Source organism: Legionella quinlivanii, from assembly GCF_900461555.1.
In the GTDB taxonomy this organism is placed as follows: Bacteria; Pseudomonadota; Gammaproteobacteria; order Legionellales; family Legionellaceae; genus Legionella_C; species Legionella_C quinlivanii.
In genome coordinates this window covers 1211456-1229774 of sequence record NZ_UGOX01000001.1, presented here as the reverse complement: position 1 = coordinate 1229774, position 18319 = coordinate 1211456, and the positions used below count along the sequence as shown (strand labels likewise).

Genomic DNA, 18319 nt, shown 5'->3' with positions numbered 1-18319 from the left:
AATGGAAAAGTTTTTAAAGCGCTTACAAAAAACCTCAGCAATGGATAATTAATAAAGGAATACTAATGAATTGGACCAATGTATTAATTTGCGGAACTATTGGTTCTGCATTTTCAGCCGTCAAATATTTTACTTCCAAACAAAAGTCAAAAACAATTTCGGCACTTGCCTTCATCGCTCTATCAATCACGATATATTTATTTAGTCCATATATTTCAAATATAGCCAAAGCCTCCAAGCTAGAGGAAAAGTATAAAGAGAACCAGCTTTTAAATACTATCTCAAAAAAACACCCTGATGAATTTAAAGAGTTTATTAATAATTCTAAAAAAGCTGTTTATAATCATGAACCGCAAACAACCATAGATGCCTACACCATCTCTTTAATCAGGCGTGTTTTTAGCAAACATCTTAATACTGCATCGGATGAAGCCATCTTTAAGTTAATAACTACCCAGCGTGATATTTATCAAATTTTACTTAAAGAACATCCAGGAGACATTGTCAAATTTGAATTGAACCAACTAGATGATTCGGTAGTCAATTTGGAAGAGTCCTACCCGCATTTAATGGAACAAATACAAAAAATACAAGAAGAAGTAATTCTCTCAGAGAATACAGTAAAGACTCCAATTGATACTACACTCGCCAAGAAAAAAATGGCTAGTATCTATTCTAGTCTGGAGAAAAAATTTGGTGAACAAAATGTATTTATGACGTTTTCATTCCCCAATTCTCTTCCAGCTGCAACGTCTGCAGAGATCATCGTTTCTTATTACCAAGCCTTGCTAGATAGCGGTAAAGAGAATACGGCGTTGATTGTTAAATACAGTATGGCTACCTAAGTATTATAATTTAGCTCCCGTGTAGCCTGGTTATCGCATTGCGCCAACCAGGTTTTCACCTTTAGCAGCCACCCCCCAATTTCCAGGAAGACTCCATTCCTCATGTATTGATGAATATTAAGCAAGGCACAAGAATTGCCATTTTCAAAATGAGCATGAAAACCCGGTTGTCGCGCAAGGCGCCAACAGGCTACGCGGTCAACACCAATATGCATTTTTTTAGAACAATCTATACTTCATATATGTACCCCGAGATTCTTGGTTGGTGTTTATGGGGGATAATGCATATTATTACGGTCCTCTCAATAAAAACAACGCAACAAGGCTTCTTGAAGAGGCAACCGCCTTATTATTATCAGGTGAACAAAATTATCAAATTAGAAGAGAGTTTGATAAAAATAATCAGTTATTAGAAGTGACTATAGCAGCCAACAATTCTAAAATTTATCCTTTAAAAAAATTATTGTCATTAGCAAATTTAGAACATATTACAATTGATGATGCTACCGTACAAAAATTTAATGATTTTTTGAATGAAAATACTCCCACCTGCCCTCCTTCAATTTTAGAATATGGTAATGTCGAAGCATTGACTGATGACAAACTCGATGAGATGAAAAAAAATAATCACATCGGGAAAGATTTGTTAAATCTCCAGAATGGTGAGCTTAAAGCGCTAAACCAATATACTCAAGACGCAATGTACCGCGATATTAATAATCTTTTATCTGGATCAATTGAACGATTAGACAAATGTTCGGATAATTTTTTAAAAGAAATTTTTCTTACCAGTATGATTTCGCTTTCAGCGATTAATAAGCCATTAGAACCCTTACCCCCTGGAGAGGAGGCAAAAACATATAAAACTATACGAGGTGAAAAAAGTGCGAAATTTGCAAAACAGGCAGATGCTAATAGAGAAAAATCTCCAGACGATGCATTTTTGTTAACGCAACAACGAATTCTTAGCACGACAAAAGGAACAGAGGTGGGTTGTCATTATTTAAATGAAGACAGGGAAATAATTATTACCTATCCCAATGCCATGGGTAAAGATATTAGTGGTATTTCATATTACCAGGGTGAGGGTGAAATTCTTATAGCAGGACAGGATGCTGAGTATACCCTTACATTGAGAGAGGAATCGCCAGGCAAGATAGTCGAAGAATATACAGCAATCCAGATGAGGGTACTAAAAGATAGCCTACGTGAACTGAAAGATTCAGGAGAGGAGCAGCAAGAAGAATCAAATGAAATCAATGAGGATGCTCCTAAACCTTAACTTTTTTACTCGATCCAAAGCGGTTTGATTTAAATATCGTCGTTGATCTGACAGTCGCCGGTTTTTTCCGAAGTGTCTGTCAGGCAGAGCTGACATTAGAATCAAATGCAGCTCGCCTTAACAACTCAACTGGGGCACGGGATTGCTGACAGCAATATAAGACCTGCAGATTAGGCATCATTGATTCGTTTGATTATTTTAATAGCTAAAAATGCAGAAACGATTCCGAAAATACTTGATACGGAATTCACTCCAACATACCATGGTAAGTGATCACATCGAAATTAAATGGTCAACTGACATTAACTGAACCTGCGAGGGCTGTTGTACGAACACAGCTAGACACATTGCGGGAAAAGACAATGTTCCAAGAGCCCCGATAAATAATTCTGCTATGACACTCATGGATTGATGCGATGCTTAAAATCAGAACCCTCTGTTTATGTCTTACTTTTCTGCAAAGCGGTTGTCATCTAACACGGACGGCTCCTCCACTACCTGCAGCCTTTGAACATAGCGCTGAAATACCTGGATTTGAACATATCCGCAGCCAGTTTACTGACTATGACCAACGGATGATTAAAGAACAGTCATTCGAACGCGTTAAACAGCTGGCCAAGACCTATCCTGATATTCTATTTCATAGGCAGGGTTATTTTAGCTTACTGGTAGTTGGAGTTGCCCCTATAAAACCGAACCACCTAACTCACCGCTAATAAGCTCCTGATATATTCCCTGGGAGCCATCATTTTTAAGCCCTTATGAGGCGCAACTTCGTTGTAATCGTCAAACCATTCAGGAAGCTTTTTCATAACAGTCTGCGCATCATCAAGATCAAAAAAAGCGACATAATCTCGTTTAAACGTTTTAACAAACGCTTCTGCCATACCATTGCTTTCAGGGCTATATGCTGGTGTTGTCCTCACATCAAAGCCTAAGTTTCTTGCAAAAGAAACAGTGTCCCTTGCCACATAACAAGGGCCATTGTCAGTTAACCACTGTATCTGTTTGGGCATGTATTCTGCTGCACCAAACCGATACTCTACACTTTCTAGCAATAAGTCCCTGATTGCTTCTCCATCAATGCCCACTGTCGAGGCAATATAGCCTAATACTTCTCTGTCACAAGTATCCATTGCAAAAGCGACATGAACTCTATCACCGTTAGCGCACTGTATGGTAAAACAGTCTGAACACCAACGAGTGTTGCTATGCAATGTAATGACTTTCCCATCATGTACTCGTGTTTGTTTTTTGCCATACGCCGGCAGTAATAATTGATTTTGCTTCATAATACGATAGACACGTTTATGATTGACGCAGGCAAGACCTGTCTTTTTTAACTCATGATTAAGAAGCGTTGTAACCCTACGATAGCCATAGCTACTCCGTTTATCCGTTATTTCACGAATGTAAGGCAGTAGTTCCTGATCACGTATTTTAACCGTTTGTTTTCTGGAGTGTTCCATATTTTTCAACCTCTGCGTTAAGTGGGAGCGAGAAACCTGCAGTGCCCTGGCAACTGCTCTTATTCGAAATCGCTTATCCCGTACAAGGGTTGTCGCGAGATCAGTTTTTTTTCTCGACCCAGCTTAACTGCTTCACGCAGAATCTCATTTTCCAATGTCTTTTGTCCCAGAACTTGCTCAAGTTGCTTAATACGTTTTTTCAACGCCTTGGCTTCACTTTCAGGGATGACTTCTTCTTCTGTTTTAACGCTGGTCAATGCACCATTCTCCATTATTTTTCGCCAGTAAAATAGTTGACTGGGGGGAATACCGTGTTTGCGTGCAATAAAGGATACTGTTACGCCTGTTTGGTAGGTTTCATGAACTATTTGTTGTTTTTCGTAAGCTGTCCAACGTTTTCGCTTACGACTGGAGTGAATTATTTCGCTACATTCTATTGTTGTTATAGTCATATTACTAGTCCTATTCCTAGTCGTTAATTTAAAACTAGGTGGACCGGTTTATTTGGGGGGCATTACAGTAGTCTCTGGCGGGGGGGATTTTGGCGCTTTTGGTGCCGGGATCCTGAATGGGTGGACCCAATCGGGTAAAAGGCCGGAGTTCACCACGGTTACGGGTATTAGCACAGGCGCCTTAATAGCCCCCCTTGCTTTTGCAGGCCCTAAATACGACAAAGCCTTAAGGGAAGCTTATACCACCATTTCTGCAAAAGATGTCTTTACCGACAAACCTGTTTTGTGGACATTGCTGACTGGCGGAGAATCGCTCAAAGACTATAAACCTTTACAGAAACTTCTGGATAAATATGTTACGGCAACAATGCTGGATGATATTGCCAAAGCCTACTATCAAGGACGACGTCTATATGTCGGAACAACTAATCTTTATTCAAGAGATTTGGTAGTGTGGGATATGACCCGCATTGCTACGAGTAAAAATCCCGAGAAGCTTGCCCTGTTCAAGAAAATATTGCTGGCCTCCGCCAGCATTCCCGCCGTGTTTCCACCAGTGTACTTTGACGTAATGGCACAGGGACAAATCTATTCAGAAATGCATGTCGATGGCGGAACCACTTTTGCAGTCTTTCTAAGCCGTCTCGGTTCAGACCTTAAAGCAGCTAAAGAACATTTTCATCTAAAAAACATGCCAAATGTTAAAATATTTGTCATTCGTAATAATCAAAACAGGTTCCCCTATAAAGTTGTCAAACCCAAGTTGCTTTCTATTGGGAAACGGGCCCTGAAAAGTGTGACAGCGGCTCAGGGAAGCGCTGATGTCATTTTCATCTACCTTTGCTCGCTCCTTCAGCATGTAGATTTTAATCTCACCTATATACCACCCGATTTTGTTGCAGATGCTGATAAAATGTTTGATCAAAAGCAAATGAACGCTTTATACCAGATTGGTTACAAAAAAGGGCGAACTGGTAGTTTCTGGGAAAAAATCCCGCCGGATGTAGCTATCTTGCATCGCTAGCGAGTTTCCAAACACATGAGGATAAATAACCATTCAAGAAAACCTGGTTGTCGCGCGAGGCGCCAACCAGGCTACGGCTAATTATTCCTGTTATTCTCTTTAAAGCGTGATCAGTTTTATCCCGGTAGCGCCATTCATATTCGTGCCGGTTAAAGTGCAATTGGTTAAATTGCCATTAGCAGCCACTTCACATTTAGACACAACATCATTTGCCGGATGTGTTATATAGGCCAGCGTTTCTTCTGCATTAAATGCAATGTATCGGGAAATTAGTCCTGTATCCACTGAAAGGCTGCAATTGACCAGACTACCATCGGCAGCCACATCACACTGACTAACCACACCGCCATCGTTAACCACATAGGCCCTTGTTTGTGCTGAATTGAAAATAATACCTACGGGAGAAGAAAACCCAGATCCTGTAATGGAACAGTTTACTAACATCCCATTGAGATCAATGTCGCATAAACTAACATTCGAGCCCAGAAAGTTAGTCACATATATCTTTGTTCCCGATGCATTAAAAGCAATCCCCCACGGTTGGCTCATTCCTGTTCCAGAGCTTGTGCAGTTGCTCACGCCGCCAGTTCCATCAATATTGCAGGATGAAATACTATTCTGCGTCATATCAGAAATATAAAGTCGGGTTTGAGCGGGATTTAAAAGAATGCCGGACGGGATAAAGCCGATCAAGTATAAATTACCGCTATTAAATTGCGGTAACTCCATTCAGGTTATTTGATCACTTTCTCTTGTATTGACTAGCCACATCCTCTTGAATTTCTTTGGCAGATAGATGGGTATAAACCAATGACCCTATCAATATTTTCTGTCTCGATTCCTCACTCATTGAAGGATTGAGCCACAATGCAGAATAAATATTCCGTATCAATTGAATTCTTTGCTCATTTTCTTCTTTAGTTTGAGATTTTTTTAGAGTAAACAACTTCATATCCCCTCCAAGGTGGCGGCTTGTATTTCATTAGCACCGCGAGAGATTACTCATTTTTAAATACCTCCGCAAGAATAAAGAATTTTTTGTCTCGAAAATGCCACACAGCTAATCAGGCCAGTACCAGGAAGGTACATCCAGAAGTGATTGCCCAGGAATTGTGGTTTGGCCGATTTGTTTTTCCAGCGCTATGAGATGAGATTCCGGGTATTGTTTCAAAATATTAATCAGTGAATTGGCGTGAGAAACAATCCAAACCTGTGTCTTCTCGGATACATGTAATATCAGTTTCGCTAAAGCAGGCAGCAGGTCAGGATGCAAACTGGTTTCAGGTTCATTTAAAATCAGTAGCTTAGGTGGTCTGGGAGTCAGTAATGCCGCAACTAATAATAAGTAGCGTAAGGTTCCATCGGATAATTCTGCGCAATTGAGCGGCCGCAATAAACCTTGTTGAGAAAGGCCTACAGAAAGATAACCGCCTTCGTGTTTGGCTATAACCAGTTTTGTTCCTGGAAAAGCATCACTAATCGCTTTATCCAACGCCTCACTATCGCCAATTTCTTTAATTGTCTGTAAGGCGGCCGCTAAATCATCCCCCTCATTACTCAACACGGGTGTGCGGGTGGCGATTTGCGTTTTTCGTGCGGGTGATTCTCTGTCACTACGAAAATGGTCATAAAACCGCCAGTTTCGAATGAATTCTCGCACGTAGATAATTTCTGGCGTCTCTTTTATATTGCCAATCTGAGAAAAAAGACTGTCGAATACATTGAGATGATGATCAACGACTTCCCAGGTTCGGGATGCACGAACTTTAATAATAGATCCAACTCTATCCACAAGCAGGCTCGCGGGTCTGAAGCAAGGGCCTGCCCAGATACATTCCCGCTTAATTTCTGGATCTAATGAAAATGCTGAGTTTGATGGTGCAGGCAAACCAAGTGAAATGGCATAGCCTAATTCCGGTGTTGAAAAACCAAGCCGCATGCGTACCGCTTTTCTACGCACACTGCCTTCAACCGCAGCTTCGCCTTTCTGCATCGCTTTAGACAATGTTTCAGGTCCTGCCCAAAACGTCGAATTTAAGCCCCCTTCCTGAGCTAAAGCTTTAACGACCCCGCCAGTTACTGTTTGGGAAAGGAGGCGAAGCGCTCGATAAATATTCGATTTACCGCTTCCATTGGCCCCAGTAATCACATTGAGTTGGCTCAAGGGTATTTTTAAATCTAATATGGAACGATAATTGTTAATTGCCAAGACTGAAATCATTAAATTAAACCCGATAAGATCTAATTAAGATTATTGCAGCAGAATGAGCCGGCATCAATACGAGTTTCCAGGGCAGGCTTTTTCAACCGTGATTTAATTAGCTTGTTGAATTTCGCTGATGTTATACTATTTCTCTTATTAATCAGAAAGCTAGTCCTATGATGTTATCTCATTTAGAAATTGCCCTGCGTCTTTGTCTGGCGGGGGTCCTGGGTAGCGTTATTGGTATGGAGCGCGAACGCGTTCTTTGGGCTGCTGGTTTGCGTACTCATATGCTGGTGTGTGTGAGTTCCTGCCTGATTATGATTGTTTCCGCTTTCAGCTTTTATGATATCCTGGGCACCCCCAATGTGATTCTTGACCCCTCCCGTATTGCAGCACAGGTGGTTTCCGGTATCGGATTTCTAGGTGCTGGCGCCATTTTATTGCAAGGGAATGTGGTTCGCGGATTGACGACCGCAGCCAGTATTTGGACGGTTGCAGGTATTGGTCTTGCGGTGGGAGGCGGGCTTTACCATGCTGCATTTGTTGCCACCTTCATTATTCTTGTCATTCTACTGGTCATTAAGCCCCTGGAAGAGAGATTTAAAAGCAAGAAAACAAGCTGCAGTTTGACTTTCTATGCCACACAGTCTGCAATCAATTACGAAACACTGCTAAAAACACTCGGCGAAGGAATTGATACCCACATTAACCAGTTTATTGTTCAGCCTAGTCAAATCGCAGGCTATGATGAAATACACATTAATCTGGTCAAAGTTAAAAAAGCATTGGTGACTGATATCATCGATCGAATGAAACACTTGGATGCGATTAAAGATTCTGAAATTAAAGTGAAATTTCATCATCCAGTTTCATTCAGATAATAAGCGTCTGAACTTGAGTTATTCTACATTTGGTATCCATCTTTCTGATTCATCTCAGCCACAATAATGTCGTGGAAATCATCCGATACCGCTTCGAGTAAATCCTTAAAATTAGTGGCTCGATTAAATGCAAAAACAAAATTTAGAAGCCTTTTTGAGAACAACTCAGTATCCTCAGGCAAGCTGGCAATTTCGATTGATTTCTCTATATATTTATTAAGACTTACAGGATCTGGATTTAACTTATCCCAAAGACTTGTATCTAAATTTTCTTTGAGCAGACTAATAATTTTCTGTTGCCTATCATGGAAAGTTAATGCTGTATCTTTTGCAATATCATCTATAGCCCGGATCAATTGTTTGGCTTTAATGATATCGGCATTATCTGTTTGATCATCTTTCTCCCCTTCAAAATCATGTAATACTTCATACTGATAAAGTAATGCGCTCATATGGTTTTTTTCATCATCAATTTTTGAGTATTTCATTATTCGCTCTAAAAGATTTTCTTCCTTACTGCCGATACAACTCAAAAACCAGGAAAGGGGTTGCTCCGCCAAATAAAGAGGGTTCTTGCTGCCACTTTGCATTTCCCAGTTCAGAACCAGGAGTTTAATTTTTGCAAATGATTGAGTGACATCAGTTGGATTTTCCAAGTCTATTGCCTTAATGATTTTTTCGATATTTTCAAGCATCCATTCATTGCCGCCCGCCTCTTTAGGATACTTCCTGAGTTCCTCAATAATACGCAAAGCGATATCCCTGTTTTCTTTACGCTTTTCCGGATCGATTCTAATAACTTTTAACTCATCCTTCATTGATGTTGCCGAATGGGTTTCTGGAACTCTCAACATGGATGGCTTTTTAGGTACGTTATTTGTTATTGGAGCAAGAAAATGATTCACTTCCGGCACTTTGGAAAGTGCATCAAGGTAATTGAGGAAAATGAAGGATGTAGCCAGACTATAAGGTGGATCACGGAATATCCCTATAATTTTCAAGGTATCCGGATTATTCCTGTTTTCTGGCTTTTCCAGTTTGTTAAGCGCCAGAGCTTGCTTTAAATAACGGGCTAATCTGGGCGCAGAGGAAAAAGCAGAGAATACTCCCTTATTTTTTAAAGCATCCTTTAAAATCGCTTCGATGGACTCTGGCGAGGCTCTGTTTATTGTTTGGATCAGACGAATAGCTTCTTCTCCTTCCGCTTTTTGCTCCTCGGTAAGACTATTAAAATAAGCAGTAAAATCACGTAAGGGCCTTCCCGCCAGTGCATCTCGAATAGTAGTCCTGGTGAATCTATCCTCCATGATGAAAGAACCAGTTCCCGCGAGCTCTCTCTGCCAATCAGCTACAGCAAGATCACTGAGAAACCACGCCAATTGCTGGAGCACCAATTGTTTGGGTGTCTTAACTCCTTCAAGGATATCCCAATGCTCGATGAGTTGTTTAATGCCTACAAACGTTCTTGACACTTGTACAGGATCTCCTTCAGGATCAATTTCTTTGACTATTTCAATAATATCTTTGATTAAATCCGATTTTTTTCCTGCCGGGTTTTTAGTTAATTCACTATTTAAAACTTTCAATAAAAGCTCTTTATGAAGGGGTCTATTCTCTCTATCTATTTTCAACTCAACAAGGGGAATTTGTGCTGAGTTATCCGCTTTTTTATTAGGAAATTTCTTTTGGTCTCTCAGCTTAGACTCTTCATTTCGCTCATTTTGATGAAGCGCATCGATTCTTTGCTTTAACTGGTCTTTAAAATAGTCTTTAGCTTCTTGAGTAATCTCGGTGAATGGGGCATTACTTTTAATAAGTTTTTCACAATCGCTTAAGCATTGACTCAAACTGGCAGGATTTAATTTTGAAGCGATATTTAAGTGATTTTGTGCTTCTTTTAATATTTCAGAAACGATTTTAAGCTTTTCTTCTTCGCTTAATCTGGAAGCATTTACATTATGCAGAAACTCTATAAGTACAATTCCTATTTTTTCTTCAATATTGATACGAGTAGGCATTTCATTACCATGCCAGTTATAATAACTTCGTCCTTCAATCGCTTCACGCAAAACTTCCTGCACATTATCACTATTCACTTGCGGAAGACCCTTCAATTGTGAAAATAGTGTTGCCCCACTGCGCTCCACTAACTGAGCCTGAACAATTTGTGTTGCAATTTTTTGTTGAATTGTTTCGATTGTTTCCATTGATTCCTCCCAAAATGCAAATTACTTACAATTATAGTACTCAGTTAAATTCGAGGTAATTGGCTGCCATCCTCCAGCCTGTTTGTTGAAGCAATTTTGACAAATGCACTTCTAAAGATGATTTACTTAAGGTTAATATGTTTCGGTTTGTTAAATACTTCACAAAAAAAGGAGTTTGTTTTATGCTTCGTTCGCTTATGCCCGCTCTATTGGCTCTTGTATTAACAAGTCCTTCGGCTTTGGCTTCCCCCGAATCCATGATCATCCATAATACAACCAATCTGATATCCAATGCTTTTGTGGATGAAATGCCTGGACCAAGACCCACTCTACCGCACTCTACAAGCAAGGTGTCATGGTTCATCGTTCAGGCAGGCTGTCGTAAACATAGAGCAGAAGTCTGTCCTGTGGTTTTAAAAATGGGCATTGACAAAGCTAAACCCATCATAGTGGGTACTCTCTATATTGATATTACCACCGGGGTAATTACACCCGTCCATATGGAAGGCAATGGTTTTAAAATAGATGTAGATGCTCCCGGAGAAATAACTATTTCCGGAGATTAATGCGCCAAGCCGCAGGGTCATAACCAAAGCCCTGCACTTTCCACCCAATTAGATCATTTATTGCACTTCAGGTATTGCCAGTTATCTGTTACTCATATACCTTTCCAGCTGACATTTTATCGAATCAATATTCCTGTTAAGAATTAGATGACAAGAAAGATTATTCATATTGATATGGACTGTTTTTATGCGGCCATTGAAATGCGTGACTTCCCGGAGCTGGCAAATAAACCGCTTGCGGTCGGAGGAGATGCCAGACATCGGGGTGTAATCTCGACTTGTAATTATAGTGCCCGTAAGTTTGGCGTGCGTTCGGCGATGCCAACAGCCCAGGCTCTTAAGTTATGCCCTCAATTGGTTCTTCAACCGGTGCGTATGGAAATTTATCAGCACGAAAGCCAGTATATTCGCGCCATCTTTGCGGACTACACCAAACTTATCGAACCTTTATCGCTTGACGAAGCTTATCTGGATGTCACTGAATCCACCCAATGTCAGGGAAGCGCTACCTGGATGGCTCGTGAAATCAGGGCCCGAATTTATGAAACAAGACAACTGACCGCCAGTGCAGGTATTGCACCAAACAAAAGCCTGGCAAAAATAGCCAGTGACTGGAATAAACCTGATGGCCAGATGGTGATTCGGCCAGAAGATGTTTCCGCTTTTGTACTTAGCCTGCCAGTGCGCAGGCTCTTTGGAGTGGGTCCTAAAATGGAGGAACGGCTAAAAGCCCTTAACATTAATACCTGTGCTGATTTGCAGCAATATTCTTCAGACTATCTAACAATGAAATTTGGCATAATGGGCCAACGGCTTTATGACTTGTCCAGAGGCATTGATAATCGTCCGGTTAATCCTGAACGCATTAGAAAATCCATCAGTGTCGAGGAAACCTATTCCAGAGATTTAGCCGATATTAGCGCTTGTCTTAATGAGTTACCTGCACTCATTCTGCGCCTGGAAGCCAGAATACAACGCAGTGGAGAACAAGCCAATATTCACGGAGTGTTCGTAAAATTAAAATTCAGTGATTTTCAGCAAACTACCGTTGAACGTCTTGGTCACAGAGTTGATGTTGACATACTGCATCAATTGATGCAGGAAGGATTTACCAGAAAATATAAGCCTGTGCGCCTATTGGGGATAGGCGTTAAACTCAAGCAGGAAAAACCTGAGGCAAACGTGCAACTGCCTTTGTTTTAGTTTACAGGTTTTAGAGGGCTATTAGGTTAATCACTCAATATGGGGGATAAAAAAAATTGTCAAACTCGATATTGGATAAGGATAACAAGTCTGCAAGATTATTCTTTGTCAATGACATTTCTAAAAATAGTAAACCATTCTCTTTGTATTCTTGTACATTATCGGCGCTATTCATTAAAATCCCTTTAGACATTGATATATACCAAAATTATAGAAGAGTTTTTTCAAAACTCATCGCTACAGAGATAATTGGTTAGATGGACAACAAAAACAAACTAATTCTCGCGGCATTATTAGGATAAAAGGGCAGCTGAAGAGGTGTGTTGATAATAAACCTGCCTAATCTGAGTGTTCTTTTTGCAAAAATTAATTTTTATCCTGCCGAATGCAGACGTATTAAGAGGAAACTACTAACTCTGCTTCCATGCTCCGGATTTTTTTATAATCTGAAAAAATCAGTTGCCGCTCTCCAGCTAACGCCACTATTCCAATACTGCTTAAGTAATCCACTGTATGAGGGACCCGGTCGCCATTTTTAAACCAAATGTATTCACTCAGTAATGTGGGTAATTGTTGGATGCCAGCCATCGCCTCCACATTGGAGATTATGCCTTCTGAAGGTGATTTTAAAAAAACGGGTACTACTGATTTTTTAAATCGATATTCCTTAGTCAGGACATCCCCATCAACATAGATTTCAACTAATTTGTCAGCCTGACTGCTGCCTGTGGCTTCACGGGCGAACCGTACAGTAGGCCCGCCGCATATTCTGGCGCCAGACTCGATTAGTCGCGGACCATTTGAGGTGAGCATGATTTCAGTGTGTGCAGCACCCCAGCGGATGCCTAAAGCATCCAGAACCTTTTGAGTGTAGGAATATAATTCTCGATGACGCGTATCGCAATAAGGGAGGAATTCAACATAATCAAAAACCGTTTTACGGCCATGAACGGATGTTTTATTGTATTGAATTAAATGTGCCAGGTAATGCTTTCCATTAGCGCTGACTGTTCCCACGGCAAACTCTGTACCCAAAGCCTGTTCCTGTACAACTACCGTCTCACTGTTTTTACCCGTTGTTTTAGAGGGCTCATACAGCACTTTATCAAAAGCCTTTTTCCAATCCTGATTTGCGTTAATATGAAAAACCTTATCGCTGCCCGCGGATATAGGTGGTTTAACTATTAAGGGAGAATTGACCAGGCCATTGTTCTTAATCCAGAATTCCACTTCCTTTTTCGATGCCGTGTTAACTGTCTTTAGAAAAGGAATCCCTGCCTCCTGCAATGCTTGTTGCATGAAGGCCTTATGTGTTCTATGAAGTGACCTTCCGGGATCATTTGAGAGATGGGGAGTTAATGCTTCGGTCAGTTTTTCCGCAATAGGTACGCCGCGTTCATCTCCAGGGATAATAGCAAGCGGATTGAATTTTTTAAGAATCTCTGCAAGATTAGGCTGATCAGGAATAATTTCGATAAAATCTGAGGTCTGTACTTCGAGGCCAAATCCTATCTCTTCAAAAGTTTTATATGTAATGGCAATGGCGGGTATGCCTCTTGATTTAAAAGCCGGAGCCAAATCGATTCCCGACGATAATGGGTCAACGATAACAACCGGTCTATTCATGTATTTCTCCTGATGCATCCTTTCCACAAAGCGCAATTTTATCAGCAAAAGAAGATGTAAAAAGCCATTTATTTACACTTCCTGGTATTCAAGGGGATAGTCGTTTGACTGTGAATCCCTGAGGTTCTGAGTGATATTCCCATACATCCGACAGTTCATCAAGGCGATAGCTGTAAAATAGAAAGCGCTGCGGTTTAACTGCAATTCCATAATAGTCAGGAGAAAGAGGAAGCGGGTCCTGTCCTGCGGTCCCTTCAATCTTTTTTCGCTTGTTCTCCAATATCTCCTTATTTTCTATGGGCAGACCCGACGTTGGTGCATAACTGCAAAAACGAATTTGTGCCCATTTTGGATAGGCATTCCAGTAACTGGCATTAACTTCCTCTGATAAAAAACGTGCCTCGCCTTCGACAATCACTTCGCGCGCATGCCGTTCAAACCAGAATGTTAGGGAAACACTGGCATTGTTTTGTATTTCCTGCACTTTTCTCGTGATTTTCTGAGTGAAGAAAAGCAGTTCTTCCCCGCAAATTTCACGAATAGCGACCACACGGCCATGACCGGCACCATTTAAACCCTGCGTGGATAAAACGGCGTGCTGTGCATATTGCGCTCCGGCAGATGCTTCTTCTTCGAGCCATTTTTTTAATAAGTCCAGAGGTTGATGATCAGTTATTTGGATGGTTTTACTCACCGGGATTCTCTGTAAATAGCAAAAACATTCCGATTTTAACTCAAATTTAACCTGATGATTATATTTAAATATTAAGATTAAATTAAATTCATTTAGATCATTTTATTTACAAGTAAATTCTATTTGATTTACAATTGAACAGATTTTTCAGGAGGAGATAGGATATATGACGACATTAAATAAAACGCAGTTCACAATAAACCCGGGCAGCGATTCAAGGCCCTTGCAAAATGCTTTATTGCAAATGAAGCTAATCACTTGCAAACAGATTAAAAACGATCCCCAGCGAGATAAACTATATCTTGAAACATCGGATACTCCCCTCGATATAGTATCTGAAAATAATAACTCGTTTCTCTATTATCGTGGTACATTGTTAGCCGTTACTTCAGGAACTGAAGCCACGCACATCTGCATTTCTGCTTTGCAAAAACTCTTCACAAATCAGATTAACAGCAAACTAAACTCTAGCGCAGCCTATCTTGCTCATAGCATGAATAGCTTTTTGAATGAGGCTGCCAGAGTAAGCAATGGTTGCCACATCTCCAATAGGAGAGGCTTAACAGATAAGGAACTGGAAGAACTGTCACCTTATCTATCCCGAATTCTGAAAGTTCCAGAAGCAGAGCAAAAAAACTTTTTCAAATTAATCAGAGATCAGCGCATTCAAACACACCATGGGTCTGAGCAATCGAGGTCCTCTAATCCTTTTTTGGAAAAAGCCTGCGATTTGTTTTCCAAGGGAATTCCAGTAGAAGAGTTTCTATCTCTGGACGAACAAGATCAGACAGGCTTTGCCTGTCAGTCTAAACAGGTTCTGGCTTTGAAAAATAATGGAGTGGAATTTAAAGAGATTATGAAAATAGGCGCTAAGGGCTTGCTCGAACTAAGAGAGCGTCTAGGCTCTGAAATTTATCGAGCAGGAGCTGAGTCAATCCAGAATAAAGGGGTTCAGGGAGTGACTTCCAATTCCGATAATCACACCTACCCCTCTCCATTTTAACGCTTGCTTATCAGTCTAATGCTCTGCTTAAGCGGGATTCACTCTTTTGCTGCAATGAATGAATCCCGCCTGCCTATAAGCGATCAATATGGAATCTCAAGGGTAAAAGAACTTCCTTGCCCACTTCCTTTGGATTGTACTCGCAGTTCACCGCCAAGTTCTCGTGCTAATAGAGCACAATTATGCAGTCCATAGCCATGCCCTTCTTTTTTAGTCGTAAATCCAAAAGAGAATATTCGAGTTAAATCATCCTTCTGAATGCCTATACCATTGTCGCTTATTGTGATGCAGGCAAGAGAGGGTGAAGTTGTTTCAACTTTGATGATCAAACGTTTTTCTTGCTGCTCACCAAGTATCAGGGCATCGATTGCGTTTTTAATCAGATTAATAATAATTTGCTGAATTTTGGTTCTTACCGAAATAATTGGAGAGATATTGCCATATTGACGTTCTACATTGATACTCGCTTTTCGCAGTCGATTAGCATACAAAAGCAGAATGTCCTCGATCAGTTCCTCAAGTTCTATCGTTTCTTTGATCTGGGAGCTTGCCTGACCAGAAGATTGCTGCATGTCAATCACCTGATTAACATGCGTGAGGTTATTATTAAGCTGATTTAATTCCTCACTCATCTGCAGCTGTTCATTTTCCAATTGCTCTATCAGTTTTTTAAAATAAGGTATAAATAACTTGCCGCGCTCATCTTCCTTCAAATACAAATCAAGGTGCTCCTGATTTTCCTCCAGTATGGACAGAAGCTTGGGTAACTGGACCACATAGCTGTGCTGAGCAGCCTCCGATAACATTGCTACAGAAGTATTAACACTATTCAGCACATTGCCAACATTATGCAGAATGCTGGTGGCTATTTCAGCAACTCCTGCCGAGCGCGAGGTTTCAATTAAACGCGTTTTAGCCCGGTCCAGCTTCATTACCATTTCATTTAAATGGCTCTGCAATTCACCGATTTCATCCCGAGTCATGATAGGCAGCATCGGAGCTAAGTGGTCATAATCGATTTTTCCTGCAAAATCGCTTAATTTAATAATGGGTTTTGAAATAATATTGGCTAAAAATATACTCAATCCAAACGTAATGAGGATAATGATGCCATTCAAAATTAATAACAAATTGAATAATGCAGTGGAAGCTGCAATGGTCCTCTCCCTTTCCTCCTCAAGAAGCGTGCTTTCCTGGACCAATATTCTATTAATAAAATCATTCAAGTCCTTTTCTTTTATTTGAAGAAATCCTTTCTTAACCGTAATCTCTGAAAGAGACTTCTGTCTTTCACCTGCCAAAAATAAATCGAGTGCTGCTAATACTACCGTATCCCGGAGTTGATTAAGTTTCCTACCATTCTGATCTGCAGAAGAAGATTCATATTTCTGATATATTGTTTGCTGCTCTCCGAGTTCCCCCAAAATAGATAGAAATTCATCTTTGATAACCGCCAAATGCTCTCTATCTTTTTTGCTTAAACTTTGGGAAAATTTTTCGTCATAACTCATAAAAAAATTAATCTGCATGACTAGATTTTTCATAGTTAGCAAGGCTTCCAAACGCGGTACTGTTCGTTCAATGATAATTAAAAAACTTTCTTTAACATCCAGATACCTAGCCAATAAAAACAGGTTGGCTGGTATGAATAAAAAAACAACTAGTAACATACTAAAGAGAATTTTATTGCGAATACTCATTTTATTCTCAGCGATTTGGATTGAGACTTGATAACAGCCTCACCTACCTGTTGACCCATTACCAGCCCTTGCTGGGCATCAATTGGAAAATGAATTCCTCCCCAGACACGACTGGAACTGGCCTCATTCGCTTTTTTCCACCACATCTTTTTATTCTCAGGAAAATAATAAGACAAAATGACTGCTGCTGTGGCTGAAATACCAGAGTGTCCCGCCGGATAACTGGGATGATTTGGTGTGGGCATAACCGTATTGATGGATGGATCTAGCATAAATGGCCGTCTTATCCAATAGGTATATTTGGTATAAAATAAAGTGATTACTTCATCTGCGATCCCCATTGCCAATACCGAGCGAACTAGCAGCATTTTGGAGAATGAAACTTGTTCACTTTCCATATATTCATTGGCAAACTTTAGCCAAATTCCGGGCGGCGTGATAGTTGATGGGTTTCCCGCCCAAAAAACGACGGCTTTCGTTTGTTCAGGGCTTATATTCTTTAAAGCTTTTTCAGTCTGTTTTAACTGGTTCTGCCATTCCGCTGAATCAGGTTTTGGGGGAGATTTGGAAACATACTGACTGGGAGAGCTGATTACCCAGGTTTTCCAGGATCCTGTTTCCTGACCAAAGTAAGGGGCAGTTCCTTTCCAAAAAAGCGTTCCTCTTTTTTCCGCTGATAATTTCTCCATTTTCCTGTCAATATCCATGCGTTTTACTATTTTACTTACAACCAGTTCCGCAATTTTTTCTGAGTAGGGATCTGTCTTAATCTGAAATTGAATCGTTGAGCAGTCTTGTTTAAAAAACAGGCAAAGAACTCGGGCTGAGACCACATCAAGACTTCCCATAAACTCTTGCTTTGCGTTATAAGATAAAAAAGCGGCATCTCGTTGCGCAGTAAATACATAGGCATAAATTTTTGATGCCGGGGCATCTCCCAGTTTATTGGACTTGACAAGATCAAACATCAGCTTATCCCATTTATTTAAAGAAGCCTCCGTCATTGATTGAGCAGACTGAAGTGATTCTATAGAAGCGAGTTCTTCATCGGTATATTCAAAATAAGTAGGTAGCAATGTAGACTGGTTGGCACGATAAAAATAAACAATAGCTAACACAGCAACTAGCAAGAGAGTAATAATCAGTCCAATTCTTTTCATA

General features: G+C 40.4%; 17 protein-coding genes. 8 read left to right on the top strand and 9 right to left on the bottom strand.

From position 1 onward, the window contains the following. The first annotated feature begins 65 nt into the window (after nt 1-65). The 3 genes from DYH61_RS05220 (at nt 66) to DYH61_RS05205 (ending at nt 2843) form a co-directional block, all read left to right on the top strand. Entirely contained in the window at nt 66-845 is a 780-nt protein-coding gene (locus DYH61_RS05220; RefSeq protein WP_058508642.1) for a hypothetical protein, read from the top strand. A 271-nt stretch (nt 846-1116) separates the two neighbouring features. Beyond that, a complete protein-coding gene (locus DYH61_RS05210) occupies nt 1117-2127 on the top strand; it encodes a hypothetical protein (RefSeq protein WP_058508640.1) in 1011 nt (336 codons plus the stop codon). Nucleotides 2128-2543: 416 nt separating this feature from the next. Beyond that, nucleotides 2544-2843 carry a hypothetical protein gene (locus tag DYH61_RS05205; RefSeq protein ID WP_103989330.1) on the top strand — a complete coding sequence of 100 codons (300 nt, stop codon included), beginning with the start codon at nt 2544-2546 and terminating at the stop codon, nt 2841-2843. Here DYH61_RS05205 and DYH61_RS05200 read toward each other — a convergent pair. Further along, a protein-coding gene (locus DYH61_RS05200; RefSeq protein WP_420812639.1) for an IS3 family transposase occupies nt 2829-4048 on the bottom strand; the annotation gives its coding sequence in 2 pieces (ribosomal slippage) (nt 2829-3709 and nt 3709-4048; 1221 coding nt in all). The genes DYH61_RS05205 and DYH61_RS05200 overlap by 15 nt on opposite strands. Before the next feature lie 52 nt (nt 4049-4100). Between DYH61_RS05200 and DYH61_RS05195 the strand changes: the two genes are divergently transcribed. Beyond that, nucleotides 4101-5072, top strand: a complete 972-nt coding sequence (locus DYH61_RS05195) for a patatin-like phospholipase family protein (RefSeq protein ID WP_234999864.1) — start codon at nt 4101-4103, stop codon at nt 5070-5072. 99 nt (nt 5073-5171) lie between these two features. On the opposite strand, the gene DYH61_RS05190 is transcribed toward DYH61_RS05195, so the two are convergent. From DYH61_RS05190 to DYH61_RS05180, 3 genes are all read right to left on the bottom strand, one after another. After that, the gene (locus DYH61_RS05190; RefSeq protein WP_058508999.1) at nt 5172-5801 is read right to left on the bottom strand and encodes a YncE family protein; all 630 of its coding nucleotides are present in this window, start codon (nt 5799-5801) and stop codon (nt 5172-5174) included. Between the two features lie 13 nt (nt 5802-5814). Beyond that, nucleotides 5815-6024, bottom strand: coding sequence for a hypothetical protein (locus DYH61_RS05185; RefSeq protein WP_058508998.1), 210 nt, complete (start codon nt 6022-6024; stop codon nt 5815-5817). Nucleotides 6025-6132: 108 nt separating this feature from the next. Beyond that, the gene (locus DYH61_RS05180) at nt 6133-7293 is read right to left on the bottom strand and encodes an AAA family ATPase (RefSeq protein ID WP_058508997.1); all 1161 of its coding nucleotides are present in this window, start codon (nt 7291-7293) and stop codon (nt 6133-6135) included. A 158-nt stretch (nt 7294-7451) separates the two neighbouring features. On the opposite strand from DYH61_RS05180, the gene DYH61_RS05175 reads away from it, so the two are divergent. Then, nucleotides 7452-8159 (top strand): MgtC/SapB family protein, encoded by a 708-nt coding sequence (locus DYH61_RS05175; RefSeq protein WP_207386711.1) that lies wholly within the window; start codon nt 7452-7454, stop codon nt 8157-8159. Nucleotides 8160-8182: 23 nt separating this feature from the next. Here DYH61_RS05175 and DYH61_RS05170 read toward each other — a convergent pair whose 3' ends face one another. After that, the gene (locus DYH61_RS05170; protein ID WP_058508996.1) at nt 8183-10366 is read right to left on the bottom strand and encodes a hypothetical protein; all 2184 of its coding nucleotides are present in this window, start codon (nt 10364-10366) and stop codon (nt 8183-8185) included. Between the two features lie 182 nt (nt 10367-10548). Between DYH61_RS05170 and DYH61_RS05165 the strand changes: the two genes are divergently transcribed. Both DYH61_RS05165 and dinB read left to right on the top strand, forming a co-directional pair. Beyond that, nucleotides 10549-10932 (top strand): hypothetical protein, encoded by a 384-nt coding sequence (locus DYH61_RS05165; RefSeq protein WP_058508995.1) that lies wholly within the window; start codon nt 10549-10551, stop codon nt 10930-10932. A 147-nt stretch (nt 10933-11079) separates the two neighbouring features. Beyond that, on the top strand, nt 11080-12135 hold the full coding sequence (gene dinB, locus DYH61_RS05160; protein WP_058508994.1) for a DNA polymerase IV: 1056 nt from the start codon (nt 11080-11082) through the stop codon (nt 12133-12135). 396 nt (nt 12136-12531) lie between these two features. Here dinB and DYH61_RS05155 read toward each other — a convergent pair whose 3' ends face one another. Together DYH61_RS05155 and DYH61_RS05150 are read right to left on the bottom strand one after the other, a co-directional pair. Continuing rightward, a complete protein-coding gene (locus DYH61_RS05155) occupies nt 12532-13761 on the bottom strand; it encodes an ATP-grasp domain-containing protein (protein ID WP_058508993.1) in 1230 nt (409 codons plus the stop codon). A gap of 88 nt (nt 13762-13849) precedes the next feature. Beyond that, nucleotides 13850-14455 (bottom strand): pyridoxamine 5'-phosphate oxidase family protein, encoded by a 606-nt coding sequence (locus DYH61_RS05150; RefSeq protein ID WP_234999865.1) that lies wholly within the window; start codon nt 14453-14455, stop codon nt 13850-13852. A gap of 166 nt (nt 14456-14621) precedes the next feature. Between DYH61_RS05150 and DYH61_RS05145 the strand changes: the two genes are divergently transcribed. Beyond that, the gene (locus tag DYH61_RS05145) at nt 14622-15458 is read left to right on the top strand and encodes a hypothetical protein (RefSeq protein ID WP_058508992.1); all 837 of its coding nucleotides are present in this window, start codon (nt 14622-14624) and stop codon (nt 15456-15458) included. A gap of 83 nt (nt 15459-15541) precedes the next feature. Here DYH61_RS05145 and DYH61_RS05140 read toward each other — a convergent pair whose 3' ends face one another. Continuing rightward, nucleotides 15542-17158 (bottom strand): sensor histidine kinase, encoded by a 1617-nt coding sequence (locus DYH61_RS05140; protein ID WP_058508991.1) that lies wholly within the window; start codon nt 17156-17158, stop codon nt 15542-15544. Beyond that, nucleotides 17155-18318: a vanadium-dependent haloperoxidase gene (locus DYH61_RS05135; protein ID WP_058508990.1), complete on the bottom strand. Its 1164-nt coding sequence runs from the start codon at nt 18316-18318 to the stop codon at nt 17155-17157. Before DYH61_RS05135 ends, DYH61_RS05140 begins: the two co-directional genes overlap by 4 nt. Between the last annotated feature and the right edge of the window lies 1 nt (nt 18319).